Source organism: Helicobacter sp. T3_23-1056, assembly GCF_053654535.1.
In genome coordinates this window covers 52,136-70,781 of the sequence record NZ_JBSIUU010000008.1, presented here as the reverse complement: position 1 = coordinate 70,781, position 18,646 = coordinate 52,136, and the positions used below count along the sequence as shown (strand labels likewise).

Below are 18,646 nucleotides of genomic sequence, written 5' to 3'. Positions count from 1 at the left end.
TTTTAGATTTTGGGACAGGGCTTTGCTAGAAATCTACAACCACACAAAAACCACACTACCAACCACACTAGAATCTAGGCTAGATTTTGCGCTTCAAGTCGCGCTAGATTGCGTATTTGAAGGTGTATTAGATGATTTGGATAGCCAAAACAATGAGATAGAATCTATGCGCAGAATCAGTCGCGGGGAAAGTAGTGGAGAGAGTCGCCGAATCAGTCGCAGAATTAGTCGGGTAAAAAGTCGCGGAGTAAGTCTTGGGGAGAGTCGCAGGACAAATCGGGGGGGAAGTCATAACAAATTTTTTCATATTGAGCTAATGTTTGTTGGTAGCGTAAAAATGCGAGAATTTAATAGGGGATTTTTAGGCAAGGATTATGCTACCGATGTGCTTAGCTTCCCGCTTGAAAATATGCAAATGCCTAAAATTAGTGCAAAATCTAGCAAAAAAGCAAAATCTAGCAAAATAGATTTCATAGATTTTCTTGGCGCGATAGTGATAAACCTCCCCTTAGCAAAGCAAAATAGCAAAAAATTTAAGCATAGTTTGGAGATAGAAATCACGATTTTATTTATCCACGCGGCGTTGCATCTGCTAGGATTTGACCACGAGCGCGATAGCGGGGAGCATAGGGACAAAGAGCGCGAGATAATGGCAAGATTAGGATTTGAGCTAGAATTATCACAAAATCTACAAAGCCTAATTTTGCGCGCAAATTGGCCTTGCAAATAATGTATTTGCGCATAGTGCAAAATCGTGGCAATTCGTGGCAATCCACAATGCAAAAATAAGCAAAATAGATTGCCACGCAGTTTCGATTCTAAAGAATCCAAACTGCTTGCAATGACAGAATTTTCTTTGTCATACTTATGGCTTTTAAGCCCGAAATATCTCAAAATCTAAAAACGCAAATAGAGATATTTCGCGCTTACGCGCTCAATATGACAAAAACTCCGTCATTGCAGACAATGATTCTGCTTCCTTCATTGTGAGCGAACGCTAGTTAAGCGTGGCGATATACAAAAACAGAACAACACAAAAAGATTCCTACGCGGTTTTGTATAAATCCGCGTAGGAATGACAAAAGCGAAATCCTAGCTACCAATGACATAGATTTTCGCGCGAAGTTGCTCTCTCATTCGCGGAGTTGCTATCTAAAATTCACGGAGCTACTCTCTCATTTGGCGGAGTTACTCTTAAATTTGCATATTTTTAGACGCCTTAATAGCCTTAATGTATGTTTAACTACAATAAAAAATTTTCCTTAAAAATTTTGGCTTACATTTGTCAAAAAGTTAATTTTTTCGCCCTGTATCAAAATCGCTGAAACACAATAAGGCAGGGCGTTTATGGCATTTACAGATTCTGTGTTATTTGGTAATTTTTGATTATCTTGCGTATTTTGCTTCAAAAAATATATATCAATACTTTTGTAGATTTTGTCAAGTTTTTTGGGACTGATAGCGTAGGCTGGGCAGGCGCGTGCGTAGTTTTTGACTTCGATAAAGTGCAAAACTATATCTTTTTTGCAACCATTCTTAAAATCCAAAACTTCAAGCGCGATAATATCTATCTCGCCAAATCGTGTGAAAAAATTGCGCTCTAAAATCTTAAATCCATTAGATTCTAGCCACGCACAAGCCCTGTCCTCGCCGATTTTGCCTTTTTGCTTTGTTGTATTTTTGGGGGTGTTTTTGGTGGTTTTTGATTTTGCAGATTTTGCAAATTTTGTGTTTTTTATGAGATTTTTATCCATAGATTTCCTTAGATTTTCCTAAAAATATTTTGCAAAAATAATTATGCCTAAAAATGATATAATTCGCTTTTATTTTCACGCATAAGGACAAACAATGGGACGAGCGTTTGAGTATCGCAGGGCGGCAAAAGAAAAGCGGTGGGATAAGATGAGCAAGGTATTCCCCAAACTTGCCAAAGTCATCACAATGGCGGCAAAAGAGGGCGGTGGCGACCCCGCGATGAATGCCAAACTCCGCACCGCCATAGCCAATGCCAAAGCCCAAAATATGCCAAAGGATAATATTGACGCGGCGATAAAGCGCGCAAGTGGCAAGGACGGGCAGTTTAGCGAGGTAACTTATGAGGGCAAAGCAAGTGGAGGCGTGCTGATTTTTATCGAATGCACGACTGATAATCCCACGCGCACGATTGCCAACATAAAGAGCTATTTTAACAAAACGCAAGGTGCGCAAATCGTCCCAAACGGCTCGCTAGAATTTATGTTTGCACGCAAAAGTGTGTTTGAGTTTGCCTTGCCAGAGGGGAGTAGCGCGGAGGAAGTGGAGCTAGCGTTGATTGATTATGGATTGGAGGAGTTGGAGCGGGCGGATTCTAGCGCAGATTCTCAATCTGGGGCGGATTCTAGCGGTGGAGAGAAATACGCTGCGATTGGGGATTATAGCGATTTTGGGACATTAAATGAGGGGTTTGAAAAGCTAGGGATTGCCGTGCAAAAGGCGAGCTTGCAGAGAATCCCAACAAGCCCAATCACGCTAAATGAGGAGCAAATAGCCGAGCTAGAAAAGCTCCTTGATAGAATCGAAGAAGATGACGATGTGCAGGCGGTTTGGACAAATTTGGCGTAAGATTTTGGTAAATTTTTAGAATGTGATTTTGCGCGTTTTTGCGACCGCTTTTTTATCCCTGCATTTTTGTTTGCAATTTTTATACTTGCGATTTTATAAATGTTAAGTAAAAAGTATAAAATATGTAGATTTTGTGTATTTTTTGCATAGTTTTTGCATTTTGTTAAAAAGATTTTGAAATAAAGTCGTTAAAATGCGCGTTTGGTTTTATAAACCAAAATCAACAGCGGAGCTACTTTATGAAACACGCACAAAGACTTACCACAAAAACTTGTGAGGATTTTTCCAAAAAGCGACATTTAAGAGCTATTTTTAGCGCGTTTGCGTTTGTGGCATTTTGCGCTTCTAGCGGGCTAGCAAACCAAGTCCATTGGGGCTATGGCAAGGAAAATGGACCAGCACAATGGGGCAAACTACATAGCGACTACAAATCCTGCGACACAGAGAGATTTAAATCCCCCATAGATATTTTGGATTCTAACGCCCAAAATTCCACTTCAACGCTAGTATTTAATGACAAATACGCACGCTCTGCGCGCGATATTATCAACAACGGGCATACTTTGCAGGTAAATTTTGATAAAGGTAGTGATATTGTGCTTGAAAATGAGCATTATGTGTTGGCACAGCTGCATTTTCACACGCCATCTGAAAATCATCTAAATAGCAAAGAGTTTCCTGCCGAAGTGCATTTGGTGCATAAAGATGAGCAGGGTAATCTACTTGTCATCGGCGTTTTCATAGAAGCGGGCAAAGAAAATCTAGCGTTAAAGTCTATCTTGCAATCTGTGCCTAAAAATCTAAATGAAACCAAAAGTTTTTCTAGCGATTTGCTAGATTTGCTATTGCCCCAAAATCGCGCATATTATGAGTTTGTAGGCTCTCTTACCACGCCTCCTTGTAGCGGGCAAGTCAAATGGATAGTGATGCAAAATCCTATCCAAGCTAGCACGACTCAAATCAAACTTTTGCACAAAATCTTTGGCAACAACACGCGTGGAATCCAACCGCTTAATGAGAGAAAAATCAACCTAGCCAAGTAATTTTAGGCAATCTAGCAGATTTTAACAAAACTAAAATCTTGCTAGATAAAATCTGCCACAAATAGATTTTAGAAAATAGGGGGTTTAGGATTTTCAAAATTAAGATTCTCTAAAGAAGTATAAGATTTTGTGCTACAATTTTGCAAAAAGCGTGAAGCACAAAAAGTGCAAAAAATCGCAAACACACAATGCTTAAAAAAACGCTTAAAAAACTTAAAAAAAGCACGACACAAATCGTGGCAAAACCCCATAAACAAAATCTAAAACAAGGCTTTGTAAATGTCTAAAACCACATCTTGCAAATCTTTTGACACTTCTAAAACTTCGCTAGATTTCCCACATATTTTTCCTTCTTTTAACCAAATCTCAAAAATCCTACCAAAACTCTCAAAAAAGCATAAAAAATTCCCCATTTATAAAGAACTCTACGCAGATTTTATCACGCCTATAATGGCGATTTCAACGCTAAAAAACCATTCCAAAAACGCATTTTTACTAGAATCTATGCAGGATAGAAAGCAGTGGGGGCGGTATAGTTTTTTGGGATTTGAGCCAAGTGCTAGGATTGCGTGTGTGAGGGATAGTATCTGCATAGAATCTAGCGAAAAAAAACTGCTAGATTTAGCAAGGTTTGGCAAAGAGATTTTAGAAAAAACGCCCAAAAAAATCGTATTTCGCGCCAATCCAAAAGAAATCTTGCGCGAAGTGCTAAAAATGTATAAAAGCCCAAATCTTTCACAATTTGGCATAGAAAATATCCCGTCTTTTAGCGGTGGATTGGTGGGGTATTTTGCTTATGATTATATCGGGCTTATCGAAAAAAGGCTAGATTTTAGGGCGGATTTTGCCAAAGAAAAAGCCGCAAAAAAAGTGAGTCAAAAAGCAGGGACAAAAGACATTGAAGTTTTTTTGTTTGATAGTCTTATCATCTTTGATAATCTCGCCCAAAAGCTACTTTTGCTAACAAATATTGACATAGGCACAAAAAAACAATATCTAGCCTACCAAAAAGGCATAAAAAAACTAGAATCCATACAACAAATCCTAACTAGCCACACGGATAAAAAGCCACATAAAAAATTCCAAAAACAAGGATTTCAGCTAGATTGCGCTATCAAAAGTTATTATGACAAAAAAGGATTTTGCTCCATCGTAGATAAAGCAAGACACTACATAAAAGAGGGCGATATTTTCCAAGTGGTGCTATCAAACCCGCTATATGCCAAAGCGCGTGGCTCGCTTTTTGATGTGTATCGCGTGCTTCGCACTAGCAATCCATCGCCATATATGTTTTATCTCACAAGCAAAGATTTAGAAATCGCGGGTGCTTCCCCCGAAACCTTGCTAAAACTCCAAAATGGCACAATCTATACCTATCCTCTTGCTGGCTCACGCCCGCGCGGCAATAATCTAGCCCAAGATGAAAAGCTAGCCGATGAATTATTGCGCGATGAAAAAGAGCTAAGCGAACATAATATGCTAGTGGATTTGGGGCGAAATGACATAGGCAAAGTCGCAAAAATCGGTAGCGTGCAAGTGGAGCAGTATCAAAATATCGTGCGTTATTCGCATATTATGCACATTTCTTCAAGGGTTAGCGGAATTTTAAAAAAAGACAAAGACGCTTTTAGCGCGCTAGATAGTATTTTCCCCGCTGGCACGCTATCTGGTGCGCCCAAAATCCGCGCTTGTGAAATCATACACGAGCTAGAAAATCATTCTCAAAAAGAGCAAAAAAGCGCGATAAAAAATCGCGAAATCCAAAAATTAGGAATCCAAAATCGTGGAATCTATGGCGGTGCGATAGGCTACCTAGATTTTAGTGGAAATATGGATATGTGCATCGCGATTCGTTTGGTGGTAAAAAATAAAAATCATATTTTTGTGCGCTCTGGAGCTGGAATCGTCTATGATAGCGATGGCAAAAAAGAATATATCGAAACCAAAAACAAAGCAAAAGCCGTGATAAACGCGTTACAAACCGCTTCGCAAAATACGCAAAATCTGCACGCTAAAAAGTTGCATTCAAATTTTGGATTTTATCGCGCAAAAAGTGTAAAAAATGCAAAAAGCAAAAAAAGCACAAAATCCCCCCAAAAAAAGTATCCCAAAAATAAAATCTTAAAATCCAAAAACCACTAAAAGGAGCAACGATGAGGTTTTTTGTCCGTGTTTTAATGTTGGCTAGCTTGCTAAATATCGCAATGAGCGCGAATAATGGCAAAGTAATCGAGGTGTTTGAAAGCCCTACTTGTGGGTGCTGTGATAAATGGGTAGAATATATGCGAGGCAAAGGCTACACGCTAAAAGTGCAAAAAAGCACAGAATTTTACAAAATCAAAGAAAAATACAACATAAAAAGCGAGTATCAAAGCTGTCATACAGGCGTGATAAATGGCTATGTCTTAGAGGGGCATATCCCGCTTGGTGCGCTAGAGTGGCTACTCAAAAACAAGCCCAAAAACGCCATCGGCATAACTGCGCCGGGTATGCCTCAAGGAAGCCCGGGTATGGAGCAGGGGGTGTATGAGGATTATCCTGTGATATTGTTGCTAAAAAATGGCGATTATGAAATGCTAGGAATCTATAATGGCGATAAACTTGTCCAAGAGGGTAAAATAGAAAAAGGGAAAAAATGAAAAGGGTAGAATCAAAAAAAGAAAAATTGAAAATGGTAGAATTAAAAAAGGCAAAAATTAAAAGCAAACAAAATCAAAAAGCAAGTAGAATCAAAAAAATAACAAAATCAAAAAAAGATTCTAACTAACGCTAGAATCCATAAAAATAACGCAAAATAAAAAAGATTTTTGCGTTTTTTTTTTTTTTGTTTTTGGGCTTGTCAAATTTATCAGCTTTTTAGCCTGCCAAATTTATCAGCCTGCCAAAACCCACAATCAAAATCTAAAAAATGCAAAAAAGGACATAAATGCTAGTCTTAATCGATAATTACGATAGCTTCTCATACAACCTATATCAGCAAATCGCACAAATCTACTCACAAATCAAAGTCATACGAAATGACGAACTAAGCATAGCCCAAATCGCAAAACTAAAACCAAAAGGGCTTATCATATCCCCCGGTCCCAAAGCCCCAAAAGACGCAGGAATCTGCATAGAAGCGATTCGCTACTTTGCCCCGCGTATCCCTATACTTGGGGTATGTTTGGGGCATCAAGCGATTTGCGAAGCGTTTGGAGGTAGGGTAGGGTATGCACCAAAGATAATGCACGGCAAAAGCTCGATGATAGAGGTTTGCAAGGATTCGCCACTTTTTGATTCTATGCCTAAATCTTTTGAGGTGGCTCGCTATCATTCATTAGCGATTATAGAGGATAGCTTGCCCCCCTGCCTTGAAGTCATCGCCCGCGTAAGCTATTTGCCAAAATCAGCAAACAAACCTGCCACAAAATCTACCCTAAAATCTACCCCAAAAAATGCAGATAACATTGCAAACGCGGAACGACATTTGCAAAATCAACATAGTGAGCGCACCATAATGGCAATCGCACATAAGCAATACAGAACCTTTGGCGTGCAATTTCACCCAGAATCTATCCTCACGCCACTAGGCAACCAAGTAGCGAAAAATTTTTTAGCACACATCGCTTAGTGCTAAAATCTAGCCAAAAGCCACACAAAGCGCAAAATCTACAAAATCCAAAACAACAAACCCACAACAAAGGAAGTAAATGATAACCGATACTATCCATTCGCTAATACGCAAAGAAAATCTAAGCTCCAAGCAAGCAAAATCCGCAATGGACGCCATAATGGATGGCAAAGTAAGCGAAGTTCAAATCGCAGCTTTTTTAACCGCCCTTGCTTGCAAAGGGGAAAGTATCGATGAGATCACTGCTAGCGTGCGCTCGCTAAAAGAGCATTGCGAATGCCTAGAATGCGGGGAAGTGCTAGAAATCGTAGGCACAGGTGGCGATGGCTCTCATTCGTTTAATATTTCTTCTACCGCCTCACTTATCATCGCTTCAGGTGGCGTCAAAGTCGCAAAGCACGGCAACAGAGCGTTTTCATCAAAATGCGGTGCGGCAGATGTTTTTGAGGCATTGGGCGTAAATATTTCATTGCCAAAAGACAAAGCAAAAGCCCTCATAGAAAAAACAGGATTTTGCTTTTTGTTTGCCCAAAACTACCATAGCGCGATGAAAAATGTCGCACCCGTGAGAAAAGAGCTAGCAATCCGCACGATTTTTAATATCATAGGACCGCTGTGCAACCCCGCAAATCCGCAAATGCAAATAATGGGCGTATATGAGCAAAGACTGCTAGCCCCTATGGCAAAGGTGCTACAAAATCTAGGCGTAAGACGCGCACTTGTCGTATATGGACTAGACAAACTCGATGAAATCTCACTAAGCGCACCAACCCAAATCTATGAAGTAAATGGCGAAAAAATCAGCACTTACACGATTAGCCCGCAGGATTTTGGCTATGAGGCGTGCGATAAAAACGCGCTAAGAGGTGGGGACGCTAGCCAAAACGCTACGATTTTAAAAGAGATTTTGAGTGGGAAAGAAAGGGGCGCAAAACTTCAAGTGGCGTGCCTAAACGCAGGCGCAGGGCTATATCTAGCAAATAAAGCGGATTCTATAAAAGATGGCGTAGCACTAGCACAAAATCTAATCGATAGCGGCAAAGCAGCCCAAAAGCTAGAAGAGATTATCACTAAAAGCAATGAATGATTTTTGTATGCTAAGTATATGGTTTGTATAAAATCTTGACACAAAAATGATGAAAAATAATTTGTCGAAGGTGGATTTAAGTTTATAGATTTTGGCAAAGGTTGTTTTGGCAAAATCTATAAACAAGGCTATTATTGCAATATTGCTATTGCACGCCTGCTTCGTTGTAGTTTTTGTAATTATCACAGCCTGTTTGGTCGCCTAAATCACACGCCTTGCCGTAGTATTGCTTGGCGATAGTTAAATTTTGCTTCACGCCTAGTCCTTCGCCATAGAGAGCACCTAGATTATTGCACGCCATAGCATTTTTCATATCGCAGGCTTTTTTCCATAGCTCGCGTGCTTTGTGGTAGTCTTGGCGCACACCTTTTCCAGTATGATACATATACCCTAATCCAAAGCAAGAATCTTTTTGTCCTAGTGTTGCATTGCCTGTATTGCACGAGATTTCATAATATTTCTTTGCATTAAAATAATCATTTAATCGATCGTAAGCGAATCCCAACAAATGATACGCATCATTATCTCCCAAAGCGATGAGTTTTTCAAAGTATGGTATTGACCCTTTATGAAGTCCTGCTTGCATATAAACCATACCTGCAAAGCCACAAGTATATTCATCACATTGCTCCACGCTATATAAATCATTATCAATCAATGCTTGACACGCACTTTTATCATCATTATCAAAGCAATTATGTTTAGCCCTTGTCCGCTCATCATCACTCATCGCAGAATATCCTACGCTCACCAAACCTGCCAATATTCCGCATACAAAAATAGCTTTTTTCATTTGCTTGTCTCCTTTTTTTGTAGATTTATCACATAGATTTTATGATAAAAACCTAAAATCTATTGCACGCCTGCGCTATCTAATTTTTTATAATTATCACACCCCACTTGGTCGCCTAAATCACACGCCTTGTCATAATATTGCTTAGCAATGGATAGATTTTGCTTCACGCCTTTCCCATTGTCATAGAGAACACCCAGATCATTGCACGCCATAGCATTTTTCATATCACAAGCTTTTTTGTAGAGTTCGTGTGCTTTGTGGTAGTCTTGGCGCACACCTTGTCTTTCATAATACATTACCCCTAAGTCGTAGCAAGAATCTGATTGCAAATCGCCAACTTTATTGCACGCAATTTCAAAATATTTCTTTGCATTAAAATAATCATTTAGTAGCGATTCGTAAATAACTCCCAACATACCATATCCTCTATTATCCCCGAAAGCGATAGCTTTTTCATAGCAAGAAATCGCTTCTTTATAATGCCCCGCTCTGTGATAAACCAAACCTACACCATAGCAATCATCTTTAGTGCATTCCTCCATAATACTTGGCAAACCATTATCAATCAATGCCTGACACACACTTTTATTGCTTTTATCAAGGCATTCATATATAGCCCATTCCCACTCTTGTTCGTTTAGCGCACTTAATCCTGTATTTACTAGACTTGCTAAGATTCCACATATTAGGATTGCTCTTTTTAGCGTTGGTTTTTTGCTTGTTGGATTTTGCATTTTTCGCATTTTTTGCTCCTTTTAGTTTGGGATTATGGAATTTTTGCGCGCGGTTTTTTGCAAAGAAAAAATCATTAAAATAAATAGTGCTGTATAAATCGCACTTATAGTGGCTTCGTGGCTAAGGTTAGCACTTTTGTCAAAAAGCGTTACAGCGGGGAATAAATACTTAGGATTTGTAGTAAGAATGATAAACGAAGCTATGTAACCAACCACAATAAATATAAACCTTGAGATTTTGCCCTTAACCACACTAAAAAACAGCACAATAAACATAAACGCTAGCAAAGTATTTATGCAAATCTTTCCCACATTGCAAAATACATAATCACAAGGCAAGCAACGATTTACACATTTAAGCAAATCAATTTGACAATAACCAAATAGCAAAATAAGCCCAAAAAGTAGTCCAAACACACCATTTAGCACCATAAGCGTATGCCAAATCTTTAGCAAATCTGTGTGGTGCTCTGAAGTCTTGCGATAGAGTTTGAGTTGCCATAAATCACACCATTTTTTAGGACTTGTTAGCAAACAGGGTTTTTGCAGTTTAAGTTCTTGCTCTTTTGCATAGAGTTCTAATTTATGCCAATTTGATGCGTCTAGCAAGTTATTATTTGCAATCAATACATTTTTTATCGTGCGAAATGAATCGCGTGCATTGCTTGCATAGCGGATTTTGTGCTTTTTTGTGATTTTGTCTTTAGAATCTGTTGTGTTTGCTATTTCGTCCTTATGTGTTTTGTCATTTTCGTATTCGTTGATAAAGTCTTTGATTGTTGCAAATTTTAGTTTATCTATTTTGGCATTGATAAAATCTGTGCCTTGAAGTTTGCTAAACACACAAGTAGAAAAATTTGGCGCGGAATTAAAAGTAGCGTTATAAAACGATACGATACCATTAAAAATACTTTCGTGGAAGTCCGCGTATTTGTAAAAAACTGCGTGGTTAAAAAACACATTTGCATTAAATGTGCAGTTGGTGAAATACACTCGCTCCTTAAAAACGCAATGCTGAAAATCTATGCGCAAAGATTGTGGATTTTGTGTAATTTTATTAGATTCCGCGTTGCATTTATTTTGCGATAGAGAATCTAACGGAGCAAATGTTATGTATTTAAAATGCACTTCATTGCAAAACACACAATTTTTAAAAGATAGCTCATCTTTTATGTAAAAATTTTTGCGTTTTGATTCCGTGTCGCATTCACTAGATTTTGTGTTAGATTCTGCATTGTCGCTTGAGTTTTTCTCGTCATTATACTCGCACACGCTCAAAGGCTTGTAGATATAGTATTTGTTGCCTTGCTTTTTGATAAGCGTATCTAGCTTTTCTTGTGTTTTATTTTTTAAACACTTGTCCAAAATATTTTCAAAGATAAAAGATTCTTTGTCATTTTGTTTAATATGCAAAATCATAGAATCGCATTTAGATTCTATACGACAGCTTGGGCTATCATAGATTGTGGTATCTGTGTTTTTCATCATTTTACTCCTGCCTCATTTAAGTCTTTGTAGTTATCACAGCCCAAAAAGCTTATAAAGCCAAAATCACACGCCAAATCACACGCCTTACCAAAAAATTGCTTAGCGATAGATAGATTTTGTGCTACGCCTTTTCCATCGCGATATAGCACGCCTAACCTATTGCAAGCATACATAGTTTCAAAGCTTTTTTCTTTCATATTGCAGACTTTTTTGTATAGTTCTGCTGCTTTGTGGTAGTCTCGGCGCACCACACCGTTATAGATATTGAGCTCATCTGCATACATCGCCGCTAGCTGGAAGCAAGAATTTGATTGACTATCACTAACTTTGTCGCACACAATTTCATAATATTTTTTTGCGTTAACATAATCGCCTAGTCCAAGATGATAAACCCTTGCCAACGAATCATATCCACGATTATCCCCTGAAGCGATAAGTTTTTCATAATAGCTAATTGCTTTTTTATAATCCTTTAAACTCATATAAGATTGTTCTAGCAGATGATAAGCACTACTATCCCCCAAAGCGACAGCCCTCTCAAAGTAGCAAATCGCTTTTTTTAAATCCCTTTTTTCGATAAGAAAATTCCCCATATTTATGTTATTTGTAGTTTTTATATTAATTGCTAAATCCCCTGCATAAAATTGACCAATAGATTTGCATTCATCTTTATTGCAAGGATTACCAAAAGACTCTTTATTACAAGAAATGTTATCAAAATACCATCTAATTAATAATGTGCCATCTCTATCCTCCCCACAATTTCCGATAAAACTCCTAATCTCATCAATATATATCGCTGCCATACCCGCGCTTAGCACAGCTAGCACTACACAGGCGATGATTTTCTTTTTCATTTTTGCTCCTTTGTAGATTTTGCGCTTTATCAAAAAGCATTTTTAAAAGAAAAAGCGATACTACAAAAAAAAAAACAAAGTGTTAATATGCGGATTTTGCGGGATAGTGATTTTGTGAGGGGGTGGATTTGCAAAATGTGATTTTGCGAGATAGATTTTGTGGGATAGATTTTGCAATTTAGATTTGTGAAGTGGATTTATGAAATGGATTTGCAAAATGGATTTTATATGTGAGGCGGATTTGCGTGGATTTTGCACATTTGTGTGGGATTTTAGCAAGTATATGTTTGGCATAAGCATTTCTGCTTGCACTTGCGAATAAAATTTGCAAATAAAACCTGCAAACAAAATTTGCACACAAAATGAAGTAAAAAAACATTTTTATTTTGAGTTTAAGTTGTCTTTAGATTTTTCAAAAAAAAAATCAAACACACTCCAAAAGTTTCAAAAAAAAAAAAAAAAACCAAATTAAAAAAGCTAAATTAAAAAAAGCCAAATTAAAAAAAAATTAAAAAAAGAAAAAACTAGCCCTACCAAAATCCACTAAAATCCATAAAAACTTATCAAAACCTTAAAAGCCCATCAAAATCTTAAAAACCCCCTAGCTTTTGATAAGTTGTAAAAATTCAGCCCTTGTGCGCGAATCGCTTTTAAAGATTCCGCGCAGGGCACTTGTGGTGATTTTTGCTTCGCTTTTTTGCGCTCCACGCATACTCATACACAGATGGCGCGCCTCGCACACTACCATTACGCCTTTTGGTTTTAGTAGTTTTGTGATACTTTGGGCGATTTGGTTGGTTAGGTTTTCTTGGATTTGTAGTCGTTTGGCATAGACTTCGACAAGGCGGACAAAGCCACTTATCCCAGCGATAGAATCTTTTGGCACATAGCCGATATGCACGCTACCAAAAAATGGCAACAAATGATGCTCGCACATCGAATAAAAGCTAATGTCTTTTATGGTTATCATCTCATCGATTCCGTTGTTTGCAAATGTAGAGCCAAGCGCGTCTTTTGGACTAAGGCTATAACCTGCATAAAGGATAGATTCTAGCTCTTTTAGTCGCTTTGGCGTGGCTTGTAGTCCTGCGCGGGTGGCGTCTTCGCCGATTCGTTTGCAAAATTCTCTAAACATTTTTTCGTGCATTTTTGTCCTTTGGATTTTATGCGTGCGGGTTTTTATGCTTGTGGATTTTTGGAGTTTATGATTTTTTGTTCTTGTTTTGTTATGTCATATAGTTCAAACACTAGCTCATCGATTTTGGATTCTAGTTTGGCGGTGTTTGCGGTGAAATCTTTGGCTTTGGATTCTAAAATTTCATTTACAAGATTGATAATATTATCAGCGGTTTTTTTATTTTTGGCATTTAGTTTTGGGATTGGCAACTGCTTCAAATATGGAATATCATATCGTATATATCCACCACCCAAATGTGTCGCACCAAAATAATATTTATACCAAAAATCCGCTAGTTTAGAATTTAGGATTCCCAAAATATAGTAAGGGTTTTCTTTACAATCCACAATCAAAGTTGCCTTACCCATATAAAATCCGCTATTATCGAAACTTGCTTGAATATGTTTTGTCATTCTTGCAATAACGATTTTAGGTTTTTTAAAATCCTCTTGTATATTTTGCGAATAAATTTCGCTTGGGATATATTCCTCTTGCCAAAGAATCGCATATTTTTTTATATCTGCCGTTTGTATGATTGGCTTATATTTGTCTTGGTTTGATTGCTTTAATCTTTTAAAGTTTTTTAAATGGATTTTCTTTTTGCCATATCCACTTTGCGAAGTTCCCCATTTTAGAGTGCCTAATTCACCTAACGAGTTGCAATTAACCCGCTGAAAATTGATATTATATTGCGATAAATTTATTGAAAAGTGCTTATTGTTTGCATAGGATTCTATATTGTGGCTATATTTAAAGCTATCATCTTGCCACAAAATTACTCTTATTGAATCTTGTTTTTTATTTTTTAAAAATAACCATAATGACGCATAAGTCGAAGCACTATCAAATGCTTTGATATGAGAGCAATCAGCAATATAATCAATACAACCTTTTTCTAATAGCAACTTTCTTGTCCCGTAAGCAAAATCAGCCTGTAACATTGCGATAGGATTTACAAAACTTAAAAAGCCGTTGTCAGTTATTATATCGATGCCCATTTCTGCAAAATAACAATAAATATTCGGGCGATTAGAATCTTGATTTACAGCATAATGCTTTGTTTTTTCAATGGTTTGCGCATTTATCTCTCTATAATCAATATATGGTGGATTTCCTATCACCAAATCAAACCCCATAAAATCCCCATTGCTATCATTGAGCACTTCGGGGAATTCAAAACGCCATTCAAATGCGTTTTTATACTCCGCACCACTTAGCACAGAATCTAGCTTGTGGCGCAAAAATTTGATATGCCCAAAACTTGCAAACGCTTCTTGTTGCTTTGCTTCATCTAGCTTTTCATCGCCAAAAAGATTGAGCGAATATTGCAAACCATCTAGCAAACTTGTATCATCAAGCAAAAACGAACCATAATTGTTAATATGGTTTTTTATCGCTTTTTCTAGCTCTTTTTTGGTTTTGGGGTCTTTGAGTGTGAGGCGAAATGTCGCTTTTAGATTTTGGATTTTAGATTCTATGTCTTTTTTGCGTGGCTTTAGCTCGCTTTTATCAGAATTTTTATAGTTAAAAACTAGCTGTTGGTAGTCTTTGATTTGTTTGTCAATATTTGGGATATGTCGCAGGCTATCTTTTAAATCAAATCGGCTTATTAAGCTATTGCCGCATTTTATGTTTATATCGATATTTGGGAGGGTTTGCATTTGGTGGATTGTAGAATGCAGATTCTCTATATAGCCCTCATCGCCTTGCGTGAGATAATAGCTATTTTTTAGTAATTCTATCCATAATCGTAGTTTGCAGATTTCCACAGAGTTTGGGTTAATATCCACGCCAAAGAGATTATTTTCTATGATTGATTTTTTTAGCTCAAAAAGCGCGACTTGAATCCTGTGATTTTGGTTGTTTGCATTTGGCTTTTGATATGTGAAATTTTTACCATTTTGGCTGATATGCACTTCATCATTATTTACAGCAATTTCACAGGCATTGAGCATATCATCTGCAAGCCCTAGTTTGCGATAGATTCCTATCATTTCGCATAATGCAGAGACTAAAAAATGCCCACTTCCCACTGCTGGGTCGCAGATTTTAATGCTTTGCAAAACCCCCAAAGCCTTTTGCCTAAAGTTAAAATCCGCATTGACATTCATTAAAATCTGTGATTTTAGCGTTTCCAAATTTGGCGCATTTAGCCCGATTTCGCTAAATTTTTGCAACACGACTTTTTCCAAACTCACACGGCACATATAGCTAGTGATAAAGCTCGGTGTGAAAAAAGAGCCCTCTTTATAGCCATTTAGCTTCTCAAACACAAGCCCCAAAACGCTAGAGCTAATAAGCTCTTTTTGATGTGCTAGCTCACCCTCCTCCTCATCAGAGCCAAAATCAAAGCTATCCAAAAACTCAAATATATATTCTAGCAGTCGGATTTCGCCACGCTTTTGCTTGCTATGTGCGTCTTTTATCTGCGTTTGTGGGAAATAGGCTAGCTTTACTTCATCATTAAGCATTGCAATATCTAGCATAGCTTCGCAGGGCTGTTTATCAAAAAGGTTAGAATTTAGATACGGCAAAAAGCACAAATTGCTATCTTTGCCCCTTTGCGCGTCATTGGGCTTTTTGGAGAGAATCTCAAAAAACAAATATGATAGCGTCTTAAAATTTGGGATTTTGGTGAGGTTTAGAAATTTTAGATTTTTATCATTATTAAATCGCACAAGATTTGCCTCGATAAGTTTCAAAAACAAAATGCGATTTAGCCACAAAATCACAAAGCCCATCGCAAAGTCAAAATCTTTATTTTGGAGATTGTTTATTATTATGTTATAAAGCGTATTTGCGCCATTTTGGCTTTCTTTGCTAGGTTTGATTAGGATTTTGGTTTGTTTTTCTTTTGTGTCGTTTGTGATTTCTTTGCCTTTTGTATCGACTTCGCAAAGCCCCAAAATATAAAGCAACTCTCTGTAAAATCGCTCATTTAGCACATTTGCGTCATTTGGGTTAAACTCATCAAATAAAAAATCTTTGTGCAAGATTTTAAAAAGCATTCTTAAATGCTGTGGATTTTGGCTAATAGAATCTAAATCAATGTAAAAACAGCTCAAAATCGCTTCGCTAGAATCTAAAATTTTTTCTAGCGCAGTATAAAAATCTGCCGTTGTTGTGAGGTTTTGATTTGTGCTATGCTTGGCTTGGTATTGCTTTTTTATGGCGTTATTGTCATAAAAAAGTTGCTTAAACGAACTAGCTTTAAAAACATAAAATTTCTTAAAATCTGTGATGATTATGTGTTTGATATTTGGATTATGCTTTGCTTCTCGCTGATAAAAATAATATAAAATTGCCTCGTGCAAGGCTTTTGTGTTTGGATTTTGAGTGCTTATCATTTCTTTGGAATCTGGCTTTTTTGCTTCGATTATGACTTGGATTTCGTTATTTTCATTATGTGTGTTTTTGGTTGATTTATCGCTTGTTTTATCACGCGTATCATCATTTTTTATTAGCACCAAATCAATTTCGCTCTTGCCCTGTTGCTTGTATTTTGCCTGCGCTTTTAAGCCCATTTTTTCAAATAATGTTTTTAGTGCGTTTGCTACGATAAAGTCCTCATTTTGCTCCGCGCTAGATTCTAGGCTAGATTTATAGGATTCTAGCAGTTTAGTAAAATCTCTAAATTCTTTTTCATCAATCGGTGCTCGTAGATAAAATGGATTAAAAAAAAATTGCGGATTTTTGGGGGTGATTGTATCTAGCGTAAGCATTTAGCGGGCTACCTTATTACAAAATTAGGATTAAAATTAGCAAAAATAGCGACATAAACCATTAACATACTTGGGCAACATTCTTGGCAACATTTAAGATTTTTAGATTTTGTAAATAAAATCTTGCAAAAAAACCTTTGCCTTTTATATTCGCCTTTATCTTTGTCATTATAGCTAAGATTGATAAAATCCTTGTAATCTAAAAAACTAGCTTATAAAATTTTAAAGTTTCCAAAAGTCAAAAAAACGCCTCTTAATAATCGCAATCATTAAGATAAAAATCCTAAAATCTACTCCCCACGCAGTGAGCGGATACGATTTGCTAGACTTGGGTGCGTGCTAAAAGAGTCGCTAAAAATATACGCTGCTTTTCGCGTGGGGTTTGTATCTGCTTGGCTAAAATCATTTTGGGCGTAATTGTTGTGGATTTTTTCTAGCGCGGAGATGAGTGGGTCTGGCGTGTGCATAAGGTATGCGCTCCCCGCATCAGCCATATATTCACGCGAGCGACTAAGAAACATTTGTAGCCATAGCGTGAGTAGCGGTAGGATAAATTGCAAAATCAGCAAAATGCTTCTTGCTTTGTTTGCGCCGTCATTTTGACGATTGCCCATAAAAAGCCAAATAGCGTTGTTGCAAACCAAAAGCAAAATATTGCTTAAAATCCCCACGCACATCGTTAGCCGAATATCGCCGTGTCGTATGTGGCTTAGCTCGTGGGCTAGCACGGCGCGCAGCTCTTGGTCGTTTAGATTTTGAGCTAGCGTAGAGGTGATAGCCACAAGCGAATTTTCCTCCCTCCACCCACTTGCAAAGGCATTCATATACGGCGCGTGGATAAGGTATAATCTAGGGGCGTCTTTTGTGGTGCTAGCACCTGCACGGCGCAATACATCATCAAACGCCATTTTCACGCGCGCTTGCAGAGGCGGCAAAGCACGAGAATCTAGCAATTCATACTCATCGCCTTTTAGCATTATCGCATCAAATCGCTTCAAACTATACACGATGATAGCGCACGCAATAAGCGCAGAAATGATAGTAACAAGCGGGGTTTCCCTCCCACTTAGTAGCTCTACAAATCCCCACTCTAAGCTAGGCGCATCAATGCGCACAATATCCACTAGCAACCCCACAAGCACAAAAATCGCCACATAGCAAATAAGAACGCAATTTGTTTTGAAATGGTTTTTTTGCAAGATTGCTTGAAAATTTGGATTTATATCCATAATGCCTCCTTAAAAATGACATTCAAAAAATCAAATGCGATATTTTAGCAACTTTGCAAGGTTTATGCAAAAGCAGTGCCATAAATGCTTTTTGTGTTATAAATGTTTTTGTGGTGGATTTTGGTTTTGTGGTGGATTTTGTCATTTTATCGTTTTGTATTGGCGGATTTTGGTTTTTACGCGTTTTTTGGATTTTAGATTTTGCTAAAATGCTTAACCTTTTTTGGCTATAATGCGCGTTTATGTTTTTTTGGATTTTGGTTGATAACTACGATAACTACGCGCTATAAGCGCAAAAAGGC

The 18,646-nt window shown here is 37.6% G+C and carries 17 protein-coding genes; 8 read left to right on the top strand and 9 right to left on the bottom strand.

Translation table 11 applies throughout. The annotated features are described in order from the left end of the window. Positions 1-22: 22 nt before the first annotated feature. Both ybeY and ACWIUO_RS05715 read left to right on the top strand, forming a co-directional pair. On the top strand, positions 23-730 hold the full coding sequence (gene ybeY, locus ACWIUO_RS05720; RefSeq protein ID WP_454176951.1) for an rRNA maturation RNase YbeY: 708 nt from the start codon (positions 23-25) through the stop codon (positions 728-730). A gap of 137 nt (positions 731-867) precedes the next feature. After that, positions 868-990: a hypothetical protein gene (locus ACWIUO_RS05715; RefSeq protein ID WP_454176950.1), complete on the top strand. Its 123-nt coding sequence runs from the start codon at positions 868-870 to the stop codon at positions 988-990. Between the two features lie 272 nt (positions 991-1,262). On the opposite strand, the gene ACWIUO_RS05710 is transcribed toward ACWIUO_RS05715, so the two are convergent. Beyond that, a complete protein-coding gene (locus ACWIUO_RS05710) occupies positions 1,263-1,754 on the bottom strand; it encodes a YraN family protein (RefSeq protein WP_454176949.1) in 492 nt (163 codons plus the stop codon). A 94-nt stretch (positions 1,755-1,848) separates the two neighbouring features. On the opposite strand from ACWIUO_RS05710, the gene ACWIUO_RS05705 reads away from it, so the two are divergent. The 6 genes from ACWIUO_RS05705 (at position 1,849) to trpD (ending at position 8,341) form a co-directional block, all read left to right on the top strand. Then, on the top strand, positions 1,849-2,601 hold the full coding sequence (locus ACWIUO_RS05705) for a YebC/PmpR family DNA-binding transcriptional regulator (RefSeq protein ID WP_454176948.1): 753 nt from the start codon (positions 1,849-1,851) through the stop codon (positions 2,599-2,601). A 239-nt stretch (positions 2,602-2,840) separates the two neighbouring features. Continuing rightward, complete coding sequence (locus ACWIUO_RS05700) at positions 2,841-3,644, top strand: carbonic anhydrase (RefSeq protein WP_454176947.1); 804 nt, start codon at positions 2,841-2,843, stop codon at positions 3,642-3,644. 279 nt (positions 3,645-3,923) lie between these two features. Further along, on the top strand, positions 3,924-5,786 hold the full coding sequence (locus ACWIUO_RS05695) for an anthranilate synthase component I family protein (RefSeq protein WP_454176946.1): 1,863 nt from the start codon (positions 3,924-3,926) through the stop codon (positions 5,784-5,786). Positions 5,787-5,797: 11 nt separating this feature from the next. Next, positions 5,798-6,283 carry a DUF411 domain-containing protein gene (locus tag ACWIUO_RS05690; protein WP_454176945.1) on the top strand — a complete coding sequence of 162 codons (486 nt, stop codon included), beginning with the start codon at positions 5,798-5,800 and terminating at the stop codon, positions 6,281-6,283. A gap of 287 nt (positions 6,284-6,570) precedes the next feature. After that, positions 6,571-7,254, top strand: a complete 684-nt coding sequence (locus ACWIUO_RS05685) for an anthranilate synthase component II (protein WP_454176944.1) — start codon at positions 6,571-6,573, stop codon at positions 7,252-7,254. A gap of 79 nt (positions 7,255-7,333) precedes the next feature. Continuing rightward, a complete protein-coding gene (gene trpD / locus ACWIUO_RS05680) occupies positions 7,334-8,341 on the top strand; it encodes an anthranilate phosphoribosyltransferase (RefSeq protein WP_454176943.1) in 1,008 nt (335 codons plus the stop codon). 145 nt (positions 8,342-8,486) lie between these two features. Here trpD and ACWIUO_RS05675 read toward each other — a convergent pair whose 3' ends face one another. The 8 genes from ACWIUO_RS05675 to htpX all read right to left on the bottom strand — a co-directional run bounded on the left by ACWIUO_RS05675 (position 8,487) and on the right by htpX (position 18,344). Then, on the bottom strand, positions 8,487-9,134 hold the full coding sequence (locus ACWIUO_RS05675) for a tetratricopeptide repeat protein (protein WP_454176942.1): 648 nt from the start codon (positions 9,132-9,134) through the stop codon (positions 8,487-8,489). Between the two features lie 59 nt (positions 9,135-9,193). After that, positions 9,194-9,880 (bottom strand): tetratricopeptide repeat protein, encoded by a 687-nt coding sequence (locus ACWIUO_RS05670; RefSeq protein WP_454176941.1) that lies wholly within the window; start codon positions 9,878-9,880, stop codon positions 9,194-9,196. Positions 9,881-9,892: 12 nt separating this feature from the next. Further along, positions 9,893-11,356, bottom strand: a complete 1,464-nt coding sequence (locus ACWIUO_RS05665) for a pentapeptide repeat-containing protein (RefSeq protein WP_454176940.1) — start codon at positions 11,354-11,356, stop codon at positions 9,893-9,895. Next, positions 11,356-12,216: a tetratricopeptide repeat protein gene (locus ACWIUO_RS05660; protein WP_454176939.1), complete on the bottom strand. Its 861-nt coding sequence runs from the start codon at positions 12,214-12,216 to the stop codon at positions 11,356-11,358. The genes ACWIUO_RS05665 and ACWIUO_RS05660 overlap by 1 nt, the downstream gene beginning before the upstream one ends. A gap of 60 nt (positions 12,217-12,276) precedes the next feature. Further along, the gene (locus ACWIUO_RS05655) at positions 12,277-12,510 is read right to left on the bottom strand and encodes a hypothetical protein (RefSeq protein ID WP_454176938.1); all 234 of its coding nucleotides are present in this window, start codon (positions 12,508-12,510) and stop codon (positions 12,277-12,279) included. 307 nt (positions 12,511-12,817) lie between these two features. After that, the gene (gene folE / locus ACWIUO_RS05650; RefSeq protein WP_454176937.1) at positions 12,818-13,363 is read right to left on the bottom strand and encodes a GTP cyclohydrolase I FolE; all 546 of its coding nucleotides are present in this window, start codon (positions 13,361-13,363) and stop codon (positions 12,818-12,820) included. Positions 13,364-13,395: 32 nt separating this feature from the next. Beyond that, positions 13,396-17,115 carry a type IIG restriction enzyme/methyltransferase gene (locus tag ACWIUO_RS05645; protein WP_454176936.1) on the bottom strand — a complete coding sequence of 1,240 codons (3,720 nt, stop codon included), beginning with the start codon at positions 17,113-17,115 and terminating at the stop codon, positions 13,396-13,398. A 290-nt stretch (positions 17,116-17,405) separates the two neighbouring features. Continuing rightward, the gene (gene htpX / locus ACWIUO_RS05640; protein WP_454176935.1) at positions 17,406-18,344 is read right to left on the bottom strand and encodes a zinc metalloprotease HtpX; all 939 of its coding nucleotides are present in this window, start codon (positions 18,342-18,344) and stop codon (positions 17,406-17,408) included. Positions 18,345-18,646 lie beyond the last annotated feature (302 nt).